Annotated in this window: 10 protein-coding genes; 6 read left to right on the forward strand and 4 right to left on the reverse strand. The window is 35.9% G+C overall.

All coding sequences use genetic code 11. The annotated features are described in order from the left end of the window. Positions 1-34 precede the first annotated feature (34 nt). From ABJF08_RS11630 to ABJF08_RS11655, 6 genes are all read left to right on the forward strand, one after another. Positions 35-7,600: a fibronectin type III domain-containing protein gene (locus ABJF08_RS11630; RefSeq protein WP_348116399.1), complete on the forward strand. Its 7,566-nt coding sequence runs from the start codon at positions 35-37 to the stop codon at positions 7,598-7,600. Between the two features lie 72 nt (positions 7,601-7,672). After that, the gene (locus ABJF08_RS11635; RefSeq protein ID WP_348116400.1) at positions 7,673-8,674 is read left to right on the forward strand and encodes a glycosyltransferase; all 1,002 of its coding nucleotides are present in this window, start codon (positions 7,673-7,675) and stop codon (positions 8,672-8,674) included. Between the two features lie 6 nt (positions 8,675-8,680). Beyond that, the gene (locus ABJF08_RS11640; protein ID WP_348116401.1) at positions 8,681-9,607 is read left to right on the forward strand and encodes a hypothetical protein; all 927 of its coding nucleotides are present in this window, start codon (positions 8,681-8,683) and stop codon (positions 9,605-9,607) included. Continuing rightward, positions 9,608-10,204, forward strand: coding sequence for a dephospho-CoA kinase (gene coaE, locus ABJF08_RS11645; RefSeq protein WP_348116402.1), 597 nt, complete (start codon positions 9,608-9,610; stop codon positions 10,202-10,204). It abuts the gene before it with no gap. 113 nt (positions 10,205-10,317) lie between these two features. Then, complete coding sequence (locus ABJF08_RS11650; protein WP_348116403.1) at positions 10,318-11,841, forward strand: HAMP domain-containing sensor histidine kinase; 1,524 nt, start codon at positions 10,318-10,320, stop codon at positions 11,839-11,841. 17 nt (positions 11,842-11,858) lie between these two features. Beyond that, positions 11,859-12,575, forward strand: a complete 717-nt coding sequence (locus tag ABJF08_RS11655) for a response regulator transcription factor (protein WP_104515401.1) — start codon at positions 11,859-11,861, stop codon at positions 12,573-12,575. Here the strand turns inward: ABJF08_RS11655 and miaA are convergent. From miaA to ABJF08_RS11675, 4 genes are read right to left on the reverse strand one after another with little or no spacing between them, the layout of a single operon-like run. Then, complete coding sequence (gene miaA, locus ABJF08_RS11660; RefSeq protein WP_348116404.1) at positions 12,572-13,498, reverse strand: tRNA (adenosine(37)-N6)-dimethylallyltransferase MiaA; 927 nt, start codon at positions 13,496-13,498, stop codon at positions 12,572-12,574. The genes ABJF08_RS11655 and miaA overlap by 4 nt on opposite strands. Then, the gene (locus tag ABJF08_RS11665) at positions 13,491-14,354 is read right to left on the reverse strand and encodes an ion transporter (protein ID WP_348116405.1); all 864 of its coding nucleotides are present in this window, start codon (positions 14,352-14,354) and stop codon (positions 13,491-13,493) included. Before ABJF08_RS11665 ends, miaA begins: the two co-directional genes overlap by 8 nt. A gap of 3 nt (positions 14,355-14,357) precedes the next feature. Continuing rightward, a complete protein-coding gene (locus ABJF08_RS11670) occupies positions 14,358-16,772 on the reverse strand; it encodes a thiamine pyrophosphate-dependent enzyme (protein WP_348116497.1) in 2,415 nt (804 codons plus the stop codon). Between the two features lie 55 nt (positions 16,773-16,827). Then, positions 16,828-19,653 carry an aminopeptidase gene (locus ABJF08_RS11675; protein ID WP_348116406.1) on the reverse strand — a complete coding sequence of 942 codons (2,826 nt, stop codon included), beginning with the start codon at positions 19,651-19,653 and terminating at the stop codon, positions 16,828-16,830. Positions 19,654-19,770 lie beyond the last annotated feature (117 nt).

The raw sequence follows: 19,770 nt of genomic DNA on the forward strand, positions 1-19,770 counted from the left end.
AGGGCCTTCTTAAAAAAAACCTTAAATAATAATTATGAAACAAATTTATGTTACTGTAATTACCTTATTTCTGTTAACCTTATCTTTTAATGCACAAGCACAGTGTAATTATACGTTAGAGGTTACAGATTTTTTTGGTAATGATTGGGTTAGTGGGGATAATGCCACCGCTAACGCAGGAGTTGATGTCACCATTGATGGTGTTTTAACTACCTATCGTGTTTTAAATGCTAGTCCTACAGGTGCTCCTGTGACTGAAACTTATGTTATTTCGGTAAATAATATGTCTACAATAGATATTGATTACCGAGCTCCATTTCTTACAGGTGATGGAGAATTTCAACTAATAGACTCTGAGGATTTATTGGTTTATCAGACTCCTATTGCGCAAACTTCAATGATGGATATTTTTGTTGGTACTGCATCTTGTCCTACATGTCCTGTAGTGACTAATACTGGCTTCTCTATGGTTACTGCAAATGATGCCGAAATCAGTTGGACTAATGGAGGTTCTGAAACAGAATGGCAAATTGAGTATGGTGTAAGTCCTTATACTCCTGGTTCAGGTGGTGTAACGGTTCAAGCAACTACTAATCCTGCAACAATATCAGGTTTGAGTAGTATAACTACTTATGATGTTTATGTGACAGCAGTATGTGTTGCAGGTTCTGATTTAAGTAATCCAGTAGGCCCTGTGACTTTTACTACTACAGAATCTTGTCCTTCTCCTTCTAATTTTGGTCCTGTTACACAAACTGCAAATAGTGTTCAGTTTCAATGGGATGCAAATGGAAATACTAGTCCAAATTATGAAGTTAATTATGGTCCAACTCCATTTAATCAAGGAGATCCATCTGGAACTACAGTTACTTCAAATTTTGGAACTTTTGCTTCTGTAGATAACTTGATGTCAGATACAGAATATAGTTTTTATGTAAGGTATGATTGTGGTATGGGGGATTTTAGCTTATGGCAAGGACCTTACACTGCGACAACTTTAATCTCATGTCCAGCTGTTTCAGGTATTCAGGCTGCAACTATTACTGATTCGTCTTTAGATATTTCTTGGGCAGCAGGTGGTGCTGAAACTGAATGGGAAGTAGAATATGCTTTAGCAGGTACAATTACCGCTCCAGGTACAGGGCAAGGAACAACTGTGTCTCCTAATCCTACAAGCACTTCTCTTTTAATAGATGCTTTAACAGATGCTTCAACCTATGATGTGTTTATTCGCGCAGTTTGTGATCCATTACAACCAGATTACAGTAGTTGGGTTCAAGAATCTTTTTCTACTTTGTGTTTGCCGTTTACATCTCCATTTAGTGAAGATTTTGAAACAGGTTTTACAGTACGTGCTACAGGTTCACCAGCTACTACTGATAATTTTGAAAATGAAAATTGTTGGTCTGCAGATAGTCCTTCTGCGTACAGTTGGGTTGCTGTTGCTACAGCGGTAACAGGTTCTGGTTCTACAGGTCCTGGTGTTTCAAGTGGTAATTATTTTATTACCGAATCTTCTAGAGGAACGACAGGTGACATTACTGATTTGATCTCACCAATTATTGATTTATCGGCCCTTACCACTCCTGCAATTAGTTTTGATTATCATATGTATGGCGCAACTATGGGTACCTTGGAGATTGTAGTTAGATCAGGTGGAGTTGATACTACTGTATTTACTTTATCTGGACAACAACAAACAGATGAAGATGATCCTTTCACAACCGTAGCTATTCCTATCGCTTCATTTGCATCGCAAAATATTCAAGTAGTATTTAGAAGTACACGTGGTACCTCTTTTACTAGTGATATGGCCATTGATAATTTATTAGTTTTAGAATCTCCTCCTTGTGTAGATCCTTATGATTTAAATATTTCAGCTTTAACTAGTAGTTCCGTAGATTTGGGTTGGACAGAGTTAGGATCAACAACTAACTGGGATCTAGAAATAGGTGCTGCTGGTTTTGTAGTAGATTCTGGAGTTGCAACTATCGCAGCTTCTTCAACTACTAATCCTTATAGTGTGTCTGGATTATCACCAGATACGGTCTATGAATTTTATGTTAGATCTAATTGTGGTGTAGATGGTACAAGTAATTGGGTCGGTCCATTTGAATTCAGAACTAGTTGTTCTGCGCTTACTGCTCCCTATTTTACTGATTATGAATTGGACACTGTTGATTCTTTGAATAATTGTGATAATTCTTTAATAATTACTGGTAGTACAAATCTTTTGGTAGAGGTTGAAGATATTATCGCCTTCTCTGGTTCTAATCATATCTACATGTATAGTGGAAGTGATGCTACAGCAGATATTTTTTATATTCTTCCTGAATTTTCTGATTTATCCTCTGATAAGCGTATAAAATTCAATGTGAATGATAGAGATAATGGAGGGTTAGAAGTTGGAGTAATGTCAGATCCTTCTGATATCTCAACCTTTACTTCTCTAGTTACGTATACGGATTCAGATCTAGTCGATGATGCTTATGAAGAAAAGACAGCTTATTTTAATTCTTTAACTACTACAGGTGGTTATATTGCTTTTAAATTTAATCCAGCAGGAACATTTGATGCTATTTACATTGATGATGTAACGTACGAAGTGGCACCATCTTGTCCAGAACCAACACAATTGGTATTCGGTACGGTAGGGTCTTCAAGTTTAGATTTCTCTTGGACAAATAATTCAACCGCTGCGGAATACTTAGTTGAATATAGAGAGGTTGGTACAACTGCTTTTACTGTTGTTTCACCTAATCCTACTGTCGAAAATGTTGTACTAAGTGGGTTACTTAGTGATACAGAATATGAAATTTGTGTAACAGCTATTTGTGACAGTGCTACTAATGATGTGTCAGCACAATCGTGTAGTACTGTATCAACGACTCCGGACTATTGCGCAGGGGATTTATTTGTTGATTCCGGAGGTGCTTCTGGACAGTATCAAAATAATGAAGATATTGTTTATAATATATGTCCTGATAATATAGGTGATGTAGTTTATTTAAATTTCCTTACTAATGAAATGGAAGATAGTTTTAGTGGTTGTTTTGACGGATTAACTATTTATGATGGACCAGATACAACTTTTCCTACTATTAATACGCCAAGTGGAGATACAGAATGGTGCTGGGATGGTACAACTGGTACAGGTGATTTAACTCAAGAACTTCTAATCGGTACAAGTGCTTCTGGTTGTATAACTTTGGTTTGGTCTACTGATGGATCTGGGCTAAGAGATGGTTGGACAGCAAATGTAACTTGTGCTCCGGCTCCTACTTGTCCTTCTCCAGATGTATTAGCTGTTGATGCTGTTTCTTCTACAACGGCTGATCTTTCTTGGACTGCTGGTGGTTCTGAAACTGAATGGGATGTAGAAGTAGGTACGCCAGGTTTTGTTCCAAATACTGGTGCTCAAATAGGTACTGTAATAGATGTAACGACTTCTCCTTTAACTACAGTAAGTGGATTGTCTCCAAATACGAACTATGATTACTGGGTACGTGCGGTTTGTGCTCCTGGTGATGAAAGTATTTTTATTGGACCATTTACCTTTACAACGGATTGTGCAGCTTTTACAGCTCCTTACTTTACAGATTATGAATCTGATCCAATAGATGGATTAGGTAATTGTGATAACAGCATTGTTTCTGGTACTGGTGTTTTAGTAGAAGTAGAAGATTTAATCGCAAATTCAGGGTCTCAACATATTTATATGTACAGTGGTTCTGCTGGAGCATCTGGAGAGATTTATTATATTCTTCCAGAATTTTCAGACTTAGATGCAACTAAACGTGTCAGATTCTTTGCTTATGATAGAGATTTAGGTGGCTTAGAAGTAGGTACTATGACTGACCCTTCAGATGCTACTACTTTTACAGTAGCTCAAACTTTTACAAATGCAGATTTACCAGATGATACGTATGCAGAGCAAACAGTTGAATTTACATCTTTAACTACTACTGGTGGTTGGGTAGCATTTAAATTTAATCCTGCAGGAACTTTTGATGCTATGTACTTAGATGATGTAAATTATGAAGAGATTCCTAATTGTCCTCAACCTAGTGCTGTAACCCTAGATAACTTAACAGACAGCTCTGTAGAATTATCATGGACAGCAGGTGGAGTAGAAACAGAATGGATAGTAGAATATGGTACACCAGGGTTTACTCCAGGTGGTGCAGGTTCTTTAGGTACGCAAACAGGTGTAATGACTAGTACTAGTTATTTATTAGATATGCTTACTTCTAATACTGCATACGAGATAAGAGTATTTGCAGTTTGTGGACCTGGTGATATTAGTCCTTCTACAAACCCTGCTACGATTAGAACTTTACCTTCGGCACCTCAAGGTGTTTCTTGCTCTAACAATGACAACGCTTTTGCTTGGGAAGATAATTTTGATGCTAATAATGGATGGACTGGTGATGTAGGAACTGGAACAACAGGTGGTAACTGGAATTTCGGTAGAGCTGGTGGTACACCTTCTGGTAGTACAGGACCTAATGGACCTGAAGAGGGTACTGGTTATGTATATTTTGAAACTTCAGGAACTGCGGCTGGTAACAATTCAATTGTTTCTCCTCCTATTGATTTAACAGCAGCTACTGATGAGGCAGAACTTTCATTTTTCTATCACAGTTTTGGAGGTGATCTTACAGAATTTGAAATAGGAGTTTCTAACTCTGCTACTGGACCATTTACTAGCGTCTTTAGCTACGTAGGACCTATTCAAACTGCTCAAGCTGATTCATTTGCTTTAATCGGTGCGCAATTACCAGCATCTGTATTGGGCTCAGTTATTTATATACAGCTTACGGCTGTAGATCCTACTAGTGGTTTTGTAGGAGATATAGCTCTTGATTTAATGAGAATTGAAACTTGTGGAGCATTTTGTTCTAATCCTGATTCATTTGCAGTTTCTAACTTGGGAACAACAGGTGGTGATTTTAGTTTTAATGACACTTTAGGAACTCCAGCAGGTTCTTATGAGTACGTTATTCAAGCAGATGGTACAGGAATACCTACTTCGCCAGGTACAGCTATAGCGACCACATCTTTTACAGATAATACGTTAATAGCAGCGACTCCATATGAGGTGTATTATAGAACTGTATGTAGTGCAACATCTGCAAGTGACTGGGTTGGACCTTTCCAATTCACAACTACTTGTGTGCCATTTACAGCTCCTTATTTTACAGATTATGAAAATGATCCTTTAGACGATTTATTTGTATGTGATAATGGAATACTTACTAATGCTACAGGTACAACAGCTCCTTTAGTAGAAGTGGAAGATTTAATTGCAAATAGTGGTAATCAACATATATATCTATACAGTGGTAGCGATACCTCTGCAGGTGTGTATTATGTAATGCCAGAGTTTTCTGATCTTGATGCTACAAAGAGAGTAAGATTCTTTGCATATGATAGAGATAATGGTGGTCTTGAAGTGGGTGTTATGTCTGACCCTAATGATATTTCAACATTTACTGTCGTAGAAACTTTTGTTGATGCTGATTTACCAGATGATACTTATGCAGAACAAACGGTTAATTTCACATCGTTGACAACAACAGGTGGTCATATTGCTTTTAGATTTGTTCAAGTAGCTGGTTTTGATGCAATGTATCTTGATGATATCAATTATGAATTAATACCATCATGTCCTAACCCAACAGGAGTTGTAGTGAATACAATTGGTGGTGATAATCTTGATTTATCTTGGACAGCTGGTTTGTCAGAAACAGAATGGATAGTAGAATATGCGACTCCAGATTTTAGTACAGGTACAGCAACCGCTGTTACAGGTGTTATGACAAACACTAATTATATTTTAAATGGTTTATCTCCAAATACTCCTTATGAAGTAAGAGTTTCTTCTGTGTGTAATCCTATGGATATTAGTCCTACTACTAACCCTTTACCGGTAAGAACTTTCCCGGCTTCACCTCAAGGTGTTTCATGTGCTACAGGTGCTCCTGGTTATATATGGGAAGATAGCTTTGATACCATTGCTACTTCATGGACTGGAGATGTGGGTACTGGTACAACTAGTGGTGATTGGAATTTTGGTAGAACATCTGCTACTGGTTCTACGGGAACAGGACCTAATGGTCCTCATGATGGTGCAGGTTACTTGTTTTTTGAAACAACAGGAACAAATGTAGGTCCAGCATCTATTGTTTCTCCTCCTATTGATCTAACAACAGGGGCAAATGCTGAGTTAGAGCTTTCTCTATTTATTCATTCCTTTGGTGGTGATCAAACTATTTTTGATGTGGCTTATGGTACTAGTGCAACTGGTCCTTTTACAAGTGTCTTTACTTATGTAGGACAACTACAAAATTCTGGAGCAGATGATTATGCAGAAGTGGGTGCAATGTTACCTTCTTCTTTAATAGGTCAAACTATCTATATTCAAATTACTGGTACTGAAGAGCCTGGTAATGAAGGTGGTTTCGTAGGTGATTTTGCTGTTGATTTAATGAGAATTCAAACTTGTGGCGCTTTCTGTTTAGCTCCTGATGGTGTTTCTGTTTCTGCAATCACTGGTGATTCTGCGGTAATAGATTGGACAGAGAACGGTAATGCTACAACTTGGGAAGTTGCTGTTGTTACTTCAGGAAGTGGAGTGCCTACTTCTAACGGAACAAGTGTGACAACTAATCCTTATACAGTGACAGCTTTATCTCCTAGTACACCTTACGATGTATATGTTCGTGCAGATTGTGGTGGTGGACTATTTAGTGATTGGTCAGTAGTAGAAAGCTTCTCTACAGATTGTGTTGCTTTTATGGCTCCTTACGGAACAATTGCTGGTGCGCCAGGTAATGATTTTGCAACTTTCCCTGGAATATGTTGGGGAGAAGGAGATAATACTGATGTTGCGACTGGTCCTAATGGATTAGATGGTGATTGGACAAATGTTGACTTTGCTAATGATCCAACTAATGTATTTGGTGAAGCGGCAAGTATTAATATTTGGAACAATGGTGGTGATGGTGATTGGTTAGTAACTCCAGAAATTGATTTAGGAGTTGCTGGTGGTTCATATACTGCTAGTTTTGATGTTGCGTTAACTGAGTTTGACGATACTTTTGCTAGTAATTTTGGTAGTGATGATCAGGTTCAATTCTTGATTACTACGGACGGTGGTGTTACATGGAGCATAATTGAAACTTTTGAAGCTTCTGATAATGTATCTGCAACTGGTCAATTAGAGACTTTCCCTCTTAATGCTTATTCTGGTGTTGTTAGATTTGGTTTCCGTGCTACTAATGGTACCGTGGCAGATGGAGAAGATATTCACTTCTTTGTAGATAACTTTACTGTAGATGGTACTGCTGGTGTTAATGATGTGGATACTTTTGATTTCACTTATTATCCTAACCCTACAGATAATATAGTTGACTTTAATGGTCAACAAGTTATTGATAGTTTAGTAGTAAGAAACTTATTAGGACAGCAACTATTAGTTGTAAAACCTAATGCGTCTGCTACTAGAATAGATTTATCTACTTTCCCTTCTGGAATGTATCTTATAGAGGTGATCTCTGGAGAGCAAAACAAAACGGTGAAAGTGTTGAGAAACTAGATTCTTATACCTAAATAATAAAAAGGCCATTCTTTACAGAATGGCCTTTTTTTATTGACTATTTTTGACATTGTGAATGTGATAAATTATTCTATTATAATTCCTGTTTTTAACAGGCCGGACGAGATTGAAAAACTTCTCCATAGTATTTCTGTTTTAAATTTTGACACTGAATTTGAAGTTGTTATTGTAGAAGATGGCTCTACTTTAAGTAGTGAGTCTGTTTGTTCTCGCTTTCGCGAAAGCGTAAACATTAACTATCTATTTAAACCTAATTCTGGCCCAGGTGATTCTAGAAATTATGGTATGCGCCATGCTATAGGCGATTATTTTTTAATTCTAGACAGTGATTGTATACTTCCAGAAAATTATTTACAAAATGTGGACACATATTTAAAGCAAAATTATGTAGACTGTTTTGGCGGTCCTGATGCTGCGCATGCTACATTTACTGATTTACAAAAATCTATTAATTATTCAATGACTTCTTTTCTTACTACTGGAGGTATAAGAGGTGGAGGTGAGCAGTTAGGTAAATTCCAGCCTCGCAGCTTTAATATGGGGATAAGTAAAAAGGCATTTATTGCTACTGGAGGTTTTGGTAAAATCCATCCAGGTGAAGATCCAGATTTAAGTATTAGATTATGGAATAAGGGTTTTAAAACTGTATTGATTAAAGATGCTTATGTCTATCATGAAAGACGTATCTCATGGAAATTGTTTTACAAGCAAGTCAATAAGTTTGGTAAAGTCAGGGTAATATTAAATAAATGGCATCCAGAGACTAGAAAAATAACATATTGGTTCCCTACTTTATTTAGTCTGTTTTTTATAGTTTCTTTAATTTTAAGTACATTAGGATATGGGGTGCCTATATTATTGTACCTCATATATATACTCACTATTTTTATACATGCAGGGATTAAAAATGGATTAAAAGTAGGTCTAGGAGCTACTGTGGCAGCTATGATCCAGCTATTGGGTTATGGAATAGGTTTTTTACATTCTTGGTTAAAAATTAATCTTTTAGGCCAAGATGAAAAAAAAGCATTCCCAAAACTTTTTTTTAAATAGATTATAATGAGGTATAAAAAATATGTCGGTTTTCCATTAGTTGTAATTGTAGTGGCTAGTTTATGGTTTATCTCAAAGTATAAAGATGTTTATAAGGAAGAGATTGAGTTTAATGTTAACTTTATCAACGTGCCAGAAGATATCGTTGTTAACTCTACGATTAATCAAATATTAATTCCGGTAGAAATAAGCGCCAGTGGCTTTACTCTTATATGGGAAAAAACTTTTGGTCACAGGTTAAATCTAGATTTTAAGAAAAATACATACAGTAGGAATGATTCGTTATTCTTTAATCCATCTAAAAGTCTAAAAAATATGAAACGCTCCAAGGAGATTTCATATGAGATTCTTAATGTAGAAGATCAAGAGATCCCTATCAATGTTAAACGATTTGATTCAAAAAGAGTACCTCTGGTTAATGACTTTAAAATTGAGTATAGTTCAAATTTTGTCCCTTTGAGAGAACCTGCTTTTACGCAGGATAGTGTTACAGTAACAGGGAATGATACTGCCGTAGCTGGACTTAAAGAGATAAGGGTTGCTGGTAAACCAATAATTGTAAGCGATTCTATAACTTCTATTAATGTAAATCTTAATGAAAAATATCCAGACTTGAGATTTGAGAACCCTAATGTTGCTCTTACTATTGTCTCTACTCAAATGACAGAAGGCAGTATAGAATCTTATGTGCAATTAATTAATGCACCTATTAATTTAGAGGTGAAGCTTATACCAGAAAAAGTGACTGTAGTTTATTCTACCCCAATAGCTCAGTTTGATAAAATAAATGATAGTGATGTTAGGGTTATAGTTGATTATAAACAGGTTAATGATCTCAATACGGCAATAGTACCAGAGGTGAGATTAAATAATGAAAATATGATTTCTTCTCGTATATTACCTAAACAAATTCAAGTTCTAACTATTAAGTAAATGAAAATAATAGGGTTGACAGGAGGTATAGGTAGTGGTAAAACTACAGTAGCAAAGGAATTTGAAAAACTAAACCTTCCTCTATTTATTGCAGATAATGCTTCTAAAATGCTATTAGCTACTGATGAAACTGTAATAAGTGCTGTTAAAGATCTATTAGGTGACGAATCTTATACAGTTGATAATGTAGGCAAACTAATCCCGAATAAGAAATTTATAGCTTCAAAGGTTTTCAATGATCAGGGATTATTGAGTTCTTTGAATAAAATACTTCATCCTGCTGTAAGACAGTATTTTGATAACTGGGTAAGTGAACAAAATGCACCCTATGTAATTTATGAAGCAGCAATTTTATTTGAGACTAAAGGGAATGAAATTTGTGACCAGATTATTTTGGTAACTGCATCTTTAAAAGAAAGATATAGAAGGGTTATGGCCCGTGACAAAGTTACAGAAGAAGAGGTGAGGTTGAGAATGAGCAAACAATGGTCTGATTCTCAAAGAATAATGTTGAGTGATTTTGTTATCGTAAATGAAGATCTTCAAAATTTGAGGGGTTTTGTGAGAAGTATTCACGATGTTTTGTTAAAAAATTAGAGACTATTGTTAATTTCACAAAGTTAATATATGGTTAAAGAGTTTTTAACACTTTAGCTATATGTTAAATTTGCACCGTGCAGAAACGAGTTTTATATTCTTTAATAGCTTTGATGAGCTTATCCTTAGCAGGTATTGTGGTGGTCCAGATATATTGGATTATCAATAGTGTTAATGATAAGGAAGATCAATTTTCATTTGCAGTTAGTCAGACGCTAGTTTCTGTATCTTCAGAATTAGATAATCGAGAAGTAGAAAAAGTCTATAATGTCCTAGATCACATTAGGGATAGTCTGGGAGTACAGCCAGATTCTAGAACGATAAGTGAGTTAATGCTTATACAACGCAATCAAAATCTTGATGAAACATCGGCCTATAGTAATAGTTTAATTAATGAAAATTATAAACTGAATCCGCAATTATTGGATTTAGATTTAGATAGTCTTACTTTTAATAAACTGCTTAATAAAAAGAGTTCATTAGCTAAAGGTTCTGATTCTGTCAAGAAAAAGAAGACCTTTAAAGAACTATCTCAATTAGATAAGTATAAGAAAGAATTAGATGCCGAGATAATAAGCAATTATAACAGTCTACTACCTATTTCACAGCGTATAGGTAAAGAAGAGTTAAGGTCTATAATAAAAGAAGAATTAATTAATCGATCTATAGAAACAGAGTTTGAGTTTGCTATTTATCAAGATGGTTTTGCTACACGTATTCAGTCCGATGATTTTGATTTTATACCTAGTGGGACTTGGGCTTATTCTATTTATAAAAATGGTAACCTAGATACAGAACCGTATGAGTTATATATAAGCATGCCTGATAGAAAAATTTACATTCTTTCTTCTATAACAGGAATGGCTCTATTATCACTTATATTTACTACAGTAATAGTCGTAGCTTATTCTAATGCCATAAAGCAAATTTTTAAGCAAAGACAAATCTCTCAAATAAAAACAGATTTTATAAATAATATGACGCATGAGTTTAAGACGCCTATAGCTACCATTAACTTAGCATTAGACTCCTTAAAGCATCCTAAAATATCCTCAGATCCTGAAAAAGTAGCAAATTACCATAGGATGATACGTGAAGAAAATAAACGTATGCACAGTCAGGTAGAAAATGTGTTACGTATTTCTAAATTAGAGAAAGACGATTTAAATATAGAAAAAGAACGTCATGATATGGATGATATCATGATAGATAGTATTTCTCATATCCAATTAATACTAGAAGAGAGAGGTGGAGTAGTGAAAACTCATTTTGGAGCATTGAGAACAGAGGTACTCGTTAATGAGAGTCATATTACTAATGTAATAGTAAACGTTTTAGAAAACGCGATAAAATATACTGAGGGTAGCCCGGTTATAGATGTGTTTACTGAAAATGTGAAAGATAAACTTGTGATCAAAGTTAGAGATCAAGGAATAGGAATGAGCAAACAAGCACAACGTAAAGTATTTCAAAAGTTCTTTAGAGAACATACTGGTGATATTCACAATGTGAAGGGACATGGTCTAGGTCTAGCTTATTCTAAAAGAATTCTAGACGACTGCAATGGAGAGATCCATGTAGAGAGTACAAAAGGTAAGGGAAGTACATTTAGTATTCATTTACCTATAATAACTTAATTTTAAAATAATTACTTATGGAAACTGAGAACAAAAAAATACTTCTTGTAGAAGATGATCCAAATTTTGGAACGGTATTAAAAGACTATCTTTTAATGAATGACTTTGATGTAACACATGCTAAAAATGGTATGGAAGGATTTGAGAAATTCAAGAAAGATAATTACGACCTTTGTATTCTTGATGTAATGATGCCTTATAAAGACGGATTTACACTTGCAAAGGAGATTAGAGAAAAGAATGAAGAAGTGCCTATTATTTTCTTAACCGCAAAAGCGATGAAAGAAGATGTATTGAGAGGTTACAAAGTAGGTGCAGATGATTACCTGAATAAGCCTTTTGATAGTGAAGTGTTACTTATGAAAATAAGAGCCATCATGCAACGTAAGGGTCAGGATAGTCTAGCAGATTCAAAAGAATTTGAATTTCAGATAGGTAGTTTTCACTTAAATTCTAAGTTGAGATTCTTATCTGTAGGTGAAAAAGAACCAGTAAAACTTTCTCCTAAAGAAAATGAATTACTTCGTTTACTTGCTCTTCACCTTAATGATTTAATGCCTAGAGAACTAGCATTAACTAAAATATGGAGAGATGATAATTACTTTACATCTAGATCAATGGATGTATATATTGCAAAATTACGTAAATATCTTAAAGAAGATGATAATGTAGAGATCGTTAACATTCACGGAGAAGGTTTCCGTTTATTAGTTAAAGATCAGGTAGATTATTAATTAAGATTATCCCCCATAAGTAAATCACTACTAACTCGCTGTACAATTTCTGTATGGCGAGTTTCATAGTGAAACCATTTTACAGAGGTGTCTTTGCGATACCAGGTTAACTGTCGTTTGGCAAACCTGCGAGTATTACGTTTTATCAATCGTATGGCTTCATCACGATTATATTCTTTATTAAAATAGCCGAAAAATTCTTTATAGCCTACCGTTTGTAACGCGTTAAGATGTTGGTGGACTATAAGTTCGTGAGCCTCTTTTTCAAGTCCTCTTTCTAACATGATATCCACACGACGATTTATACGATCGTATAAATCCTCACGATCTGCTTCGAGTCCTATTTTAACTACTTTAAAATCTCTTTTTTGAGCATCGCCAGATCTTAAGTCACTCATTTTATCACCACTTGCACGATATATACCTACGGCTCTTAATAATCTATGAGCATTGTGAATATCTACCGTGTTGTAGTATTTTGGATCTATTTGTTGCAATTCTTTTTGTAACCAGGAGAGCCCTTTACTCTCAAATTCTTTTTTCAAAGATTCTTGAATCTCTATAGATACGTCAGGAAATTTATCCAAGCCATGAGTAACTGCTTTTTCATAAAGAGCACTACCACCTACCATAATAACGACATCATTTTTCTCAAAAAGCGTAGGTAATAATTCTACTACATCTCTCTCAAAATCGCCCACAGAATAATCTTCAAGAATGCTTCTGTCTTGTATAAAATAGTGGGTTGCCGCTTCCAGTTCTTCAGGTTCAGGTACCGCTGTTCCTATAGTCATTTCTCTGTAAAACTGTCTAGAGTCTGAGGAGATGATGGATGTTTTGTACGCTTTCGCGAAAGCGATACTTAAAGCAGTCTTACCTATTCCAGTAGGACCTACTATGCATAAAAGGGTCTTATTATTCATCTAAGGAGTATCCACATTTATGACAGAAAGCAGCACCGTCTTGGTGTTTTTGACAGTGACAATTCTGACAAATTTGAGTGTTTACATGACGGTATTCAGAATCATTTTCTGGTGCATTATCCTCTTTTTTACTTTGAGTATATTCTGCACTTACTATTCCTGTAGGTACAGCTATGATTCCGTAACCCATAATCATAATTAGTGTCGCAAGAAACTGACCTAATGGTGTCACAGGTGCGATGTCACCAAAACCTACAGTGGTTAACGTTACTATACACCAGTAAATGGACACTGGTATACTTACAAAACCACTCTCAGGACCTTCTACTAGATACATAAGTGTTCCCATGATTATAGAAACTACGAGTACAGCAAATAGGAAAACGGCAATTTTAGGACCGCTAGATCTTATAGCTTTGCTCAGCTTATCTGCCTCGCCTATATAGCGAGTTACTTTTAATATTCTAAATACTCTAAGTAATCTTAAAGATCTTACTGCCAGTAGGGCATTGAGCCCACCGAAGAAGAAAGTTAAGTAAAGTGGTATGGTCGATAATAAATCTATCATACCGTAAAAACTGAATATATACTTAGTGGGTTTATTAATAGAGATAACTCTAAGTATGTATTCTATAGTAAAGAATATGGTAATGATCCACTCTGCAATAATAAATTCTTGAGCATATTTTGTTCCATAAGCAGGGACACTTTCCACCATAACCAGTACAAGACTGATTATGATGACTACTAGTAGTAGAATGTCAAAAAACTTTCCTGCAGGCGTGTCTGCTTCATAAATGACTTCATGAATCTTACGACGCCACTTACTGGAAATATGTCTATCGTTCACAGCCATAAATTAGCTATGCTTAGGGAATTTAGTAGGGTTTACTTCATTCATAATGTCATAAACTTTGTCAAAAACGTCGTCTACACTAGGTTTTGAGAAGTAATCACCATCGGTTCCATAAGCTGGTCTGTGTGGTTTTGCAGCTATGCATTGTGGCTTGCTATCTAGGTGTGGCCACGCGTTTTGTACATCTACGATCTCTTGTAGGATGTAAGAGCTAGCTCCACCAGGTACATCTTCATCGATTACTAATAATCTATTAGTTTTCTTTACACTTTCAACAATTTCATGGTTTAAATCAAATGGTAAAAGTGATTGTACATCTATAATTTCTACATCTATACCAGCTCTTTCTAGCTCTGTCGCTGCTTCTTCTACTATTCTTAAAGTAGAACCGTAGGATACTAGAGTAATGTCTTTTCCTTCTCTTAGAGTTTCTACTTTACCTATAGGAGTTCTAAATTCTCCAAGATTCACTGGTAATTTTTCTTTTAATCGGTAACCATTAAGACATTCTACAACTAGTGCAGGCTCATCACCTGCCATAAGTGTGTTGTAAAAACCAGCTGCTTGGGTCATATTTCTAGGTACGAGAACATGTATACCACGCACTAGATTAATAATACCACCCATTTGAGAACCACTGTGCCATATACCTTCTAGTCTATGCCCTCTAGTTCTTATAATTACTGGAGATTTTTGTTTACCAGCTGTACGGTATTGAACCGTAGCAAGGTCATCACTCATTAATTGTAAACAGTATAGTAGGTAATCTAGGTACTGAATCTCTGCTATAGGTCTTAATCCGCGCATAGCTAGTCCTATTCCTTGACCTAGTATAGTTGCTTCTCTTATTCCAGTATCGGCTACTCTTAACTCGCCATACTTTTCTTGCATGCCTTCTAGACCTTGGTTTACATCACCTATACGACCAGCGTCTTCACCGAAAACCATGATTTCTGGATGGGTTGCAAATAAGGCATCAAAGTTATCACGCATAATAAGTCTTGCATCTACGTCTTCACTAGTCTCATCATAAATAGGGGCAACTGCCTCTACGTTAATGGCTTTTTCTATAGATGCACTATATAAATTGCTGCTGTATTTTTCTTGTACTCTTTCTTTGTTTTGAGTAAGCCAATTATTCAATGCTGTAATAGCATCGTGCTTTTCTTGAAGAGTAAATCTCAAAGTTTTTCTTACAGCTTCAAAGGTATCTTTGCGATAAGGTTCTTTTTCTGCTTTAAGCTTTTCAGCAAGTGGTTTAATAAAAACACCATTTGAAGAAATGTCTGCAACCACATTGATAAGAGTTACAGCCTCATCACGCTCGGTAGTAATAGGATTTAAGTAAGCATTCCATGCAGCTTTCTTTCCTTCTCTTACTTGTTTTTTTATGGATTTTTCTAGTTCAGAAAGTTCTTCTTCTGTCGCAAAATCATTGTCGATCAACCATTTTCTAAATTGAACGTTACAGTCATACTCACGTTCCCATTTAAGACGGTCTTCATCTTTGTAACGCTCATGAGATCCACTGGTACTATGTCCTTGTGGTTGTGTAAGCTCGTCCACGTGTATTAATACAGGTACGTGTTGTTCTCTTGAAATTTTGCTAGCTTTTTCATAAGTCTCTACTAGAGCGACATAATCCCAACCTTTAACCACCATGATTTCAAAACCATCGTGTTTTTCATCTCTTTGAAAACCTGCTTGTATTTTACTGATACTCTCTTTGGTAGTCTGGTGTTTTGCATGTACTGAGATTCCATAATCGTCATCCCATACACTTATTACCATCGGTACTTGAAGAACTCCGGCAGCATTAAATGTCTCCCAGAAATGACCTTCACTTGTACTCGCATTACCTATGGTACCCCATGCAACCTCGTTTCCTTTATTAGAAAAACCGTTGTCTGCTGCAATAAGGTCATTATTTCTATAAACTTTAGATGCTTGTGCTAGACCTAATAATCTAGGCATTTGTCCAGCGGTAGGAGAAATGTCTGCACTAGAGTTTTTCTGGTCAACGAGTCTTTTCCAGCTACCGTCTTCATTAAGACTGTGCGTTGCAAAGTGTCCACCCATCTGGCGACCGGCACTCATAGGCTCATCATTAATATCGGTATTTGCATAAAGGCCAGCAAAAAATTGCTCGATAGTAAGTTCTCCTATCGCCATCATAAATGTTTGATCACGATAATAGCCACTTCTAAAATCTCCATTTTCAAAAGATCTCGCCCATGCTAGCTGCGGTAATTCCTTACCATCACCAAATATTCCAAACTTAGCCTTACCTGTAAGAACTTCTCGACGACCTAAGAGACTACATTCTCTACTGGTTACCGCCACCTTATAATCACTAAGTAGTTCTTCTTTAAAGTCTTCTCTAGCTAGTTGCTGTTGTCCGTTAACTGAGTTTTGCATCGTTTTTTCCATTACCGCAAAGGTACAATTTTAACCTGCGAGTTACAATACAAAGCTAATACCACCTTCTGGTAAAAAGTTTTACAAAAGTGTTAATGTCTAGAGTGACTATAAAACGTATTTTTTGGTCGTAATTATCTTGCCCCATTTCCCATCCATTATTACTGTAAACAGGGAAGTACAGCTCAAAATAATCTTGTAATAAATTTAAACGGATTCCAGAATCGTAGACAAATTTTGCGTCACGATCTCTATTTTTTACAAATCCTACATCTCCATAAACATGTATGTAATTCCATAAACTATAGGATCCATTTGCAGTTGTGATCCATTGATTTGCAAATGCTGGTTCTAATTGAGATTTAAAACCACCTTCGGCCACGATTAATTGTTGAGAGAATAAACCACTATCTTCAGATCTACCGTAGTAGTTGTAATCAAATAAATAATCTGTGGGTCTGTCGAGTGCAAAGGAGAAAAAATCGCCGTTAGACTGAGAATTGTTGGATAGAAAAGCACCAGCAAAAACTCTAAAATCTAGCTGTCTGTTATTTTTAAACAGCTTGCGCCATCGCATTCTATAAGTTGCTTTGGTAAATTTACTAGAGACCTCTGTTCCTATGTTATAATTAAAAACACGTTTCAAATTATTATCAGAATGAGAGAAATTCATACTGAAAACGTTATAATCTGGCTCATCTACTGGACTCGATGGGTCGCGATCACGATCTACATAAACATTTCTAAAACTTAAGGACTGTCTCTTATTACTACGTAAATCTTTAGGACGGTAACTGAATTGTAAAAAACCGCTTGCACGTCTGTATAATAGATCGTCAGCATAAGAAAAGGTATTTGCACTCACTCCATACCTTACTTGATACAGTCTTTCTTCTCGATTTTGCACAGGATGTGCGTAGCTCAAACTAACAGATCCAACAATTTTTTTAGAATTAGTTCCATAGCCCGGTTTAATACTGTATCGCAGTGGCTTAGGTAATAAATTTCCATTGTAAAATCGTGTTCCTAGAGTAAGACCGTCATAGATGTTGAACTCTATATCTGGCATTAAAAATATTTGAGAACGCTCTGGATCTTCCACATCTTTAAATAAACGGAATTCTAACGGACGGTTTAAGGAAGGGAAGCCTTTTAGGGTCTTGTAATTATCACGTGGATTAAACTCGGTTATGAGCTTTTCATAGTTTATAGCTATTCTGTTGGCACGCTTTCGCGAAAGCGAGATCACACTATCACCTCTCACTCCTTCTATCCATCTCTTACCTATTATGCTATCATTATCCAGTAAATAGACAGGAACAGGAATGTTAAGTTGTGATTTATTCTTGATTTTAAATGAAACAGAATCCTTAGTTTTATGAACGTTTCTTATCGTCCAGTCCAGTTGTTTATGGGTAGTGATGTAGTCGTCAAAAAACCAGTTGACATCTTTAGAAGCATCTTGTTGAACTATTTTTCTAAGATAAGAAACGTCTGTGTAAGCATTATGATTTGCGGTATAGTAATCTCTTATAGATTTCTCAAGGCTACTGCCTTCTAAATAATCGTTTAAGAAATTTAAGCCTATGGCAGCCTTAAATGGGATTCCTAATTGCTGATTGTACTTTACCAGTTGGTCTGCGGGCGTGTTAACAGCCTCGTCTAGGTTACGTCTCGCACTGTTAAGATAGAGTAGTGGGTAGCTCTCACTAAATTTGAGTTGGGTGACATTAAAACCTCTTAATCCCCATACATTGCTAAGTTTACCACTTATTTTAAGATCTGGATAATAAAGTTGCTGGTATTGCATCATTAAATACACCATGATGGACTGTTGTATCCACGCCTCATCTCTAGGGTTTACATGGATGCCAGTATCCACCCATTTACGAGATAATGCTTTGAGCATTTTAATCTCGTAAGTGAAACCAGCAGGAAACGGATTTATGAAGCTAGGTAAAGAACTCAATCCATAAACAGGATTCTCACGGTAATAACGGTCGGAGACAAAAACATCTTTTTCGGGAAAAGCACCTAGTCTAGTCTGAAGAAAACTAGCGATTCTATCGTTAAAAATCACTTTCATTTCTAGAGGTACGTCGGTATCATCAATGTCTGTGATAATGTTAACGCCTGGTACACTGTAGGTTTTAAAAATATCGATATCATTGAGTACGTGAAGAATAACACCACGATTATGGTCTGCTGTAAATAAATAACTGTGACGTGTCTCTGGTAAAGCTTCTTGAACAGTCGTTATATTACTTATCGCGCGATGTGTTGCCGGTATGTGTAAAGAGATAGAAAAATCCATGGGTGCGCCATAGAAATCATCTAGGTCTTTATGAGAATAATAATCCCAAGCTCCATCTTTAAAAGGAGCAGGGTGCAGGTACCAGTGTTTTAATGAATATTCTCCTTTAGAATTTTTCCCATAGCCAGTAAAATCGTCTTCAGGGATTTTAACCGTGTAATTTAAATCGATGTTGCGAGTGGTGCCAGGTGGTAACGGCTCGTTAAAATAAAGTTTTATAATATCTTGTTGACCATCTAGTCGCTCGATGCGGTAATGTTGGTCAAAATTAGAATCTGTAGTGATAGTTGTTCTACCACGCTCTTCTTCATTTGCAAACTGAAATTTGTTTTTAAAATCTTCGGCAAAGCGTGTTGCTAGCGGTGTTTCTGTAGAAGAAAATGCATTTGCCCAGTCTAAAAGTATAATATAATCCCAGGTTACATCGCTGTCATTATGAATTTCCAGATCTTGATTTATAGACAGCAAGTCTTTATCGCTATCTAGATGTGCGATAATATTTGTTTTATGCTGTGCGTTAAGGACACAAGTAAACAAAAGCAAAAGAAGTACTAGCTTTTTAGTCATAATCTGTTTAAGATTTGCTTTTGATAGAATGATAGATAATTTAAAATGAAGTTCAAGTCTAATGTAAAAATATCACAAGAGTTTCCTCTTAATATAACAAAGACTTGAACTTTAAAT

Source organism: Nonlabens sp., assembly GCF_039941875.1.
Classification (GTDB): Bacteria; Bacteroidota; Bacteroidia; order Flavobacteriales; family Flavobacteriaceae; genus Nonlabens.

Coding starts and splice junctions, on each gene's coding strand:
- ABJF08_RS11630 (WP_348116399.1), top strand. CDS start 35: ATGAAACAAATTTATGTTACTGTAATTACCTTATTTCTGTTAACCTTA.
- ABJF08_RS11640 (WP_348116401.1), top strand. CDS start 8,681: ATGAGGTATAAAAAATATGTCGGTTTTCCATTAGTTGTAATTGTAGTG.
- coaE (WP_348116402.1), top strand. CDS start 9,608: ATGAAAATAATAGGGTTGACAGGAGGTATAGGTAGTGGTAAAACTACA.
- ABJF08_RS11650 (WP_348116403.1), top strand. CDS start 10,318: ATGAGCTTATCCTTAGCAGGTATTGTGGTGGTCCAGATATATTGGATT.
- ABJF08_RS11655 (WP_104515401.1), top strand. CDS start 11,859: ATGGAAACTGAGAACAAAAAAATACTTCTTGTAGAAGATGATCCAAAT.
- miaA (WP_348116404.1), bottom strand. CDS start 13,498: ATGAATAATAAGACCCTTTTATGCATAGTAGGTCCTACTGGAATAGGT.
- ABJF08_RS11665 (WP_348116405.1), bottom strand. CDS start 14,354: ATGGCTGTGAACGATAGACATATTTCCAGTAAGTGGCGTCGTAAGATT.
- ABJF08_RS11670 (WP_348116497.1), bottom strand. CDS start 16,772: ATGCAAAACTCAGTTAACGGACAACAGCAACTAGCTAGAGAAGACTTT.
- ABJF08_RS11675 (WP_348116406.1), bottom strand. CDS start 19,653: ATGACTAAAAAGCTAGTACTTCTTTTGCTTTTGTTTACTTGTGTCCTT.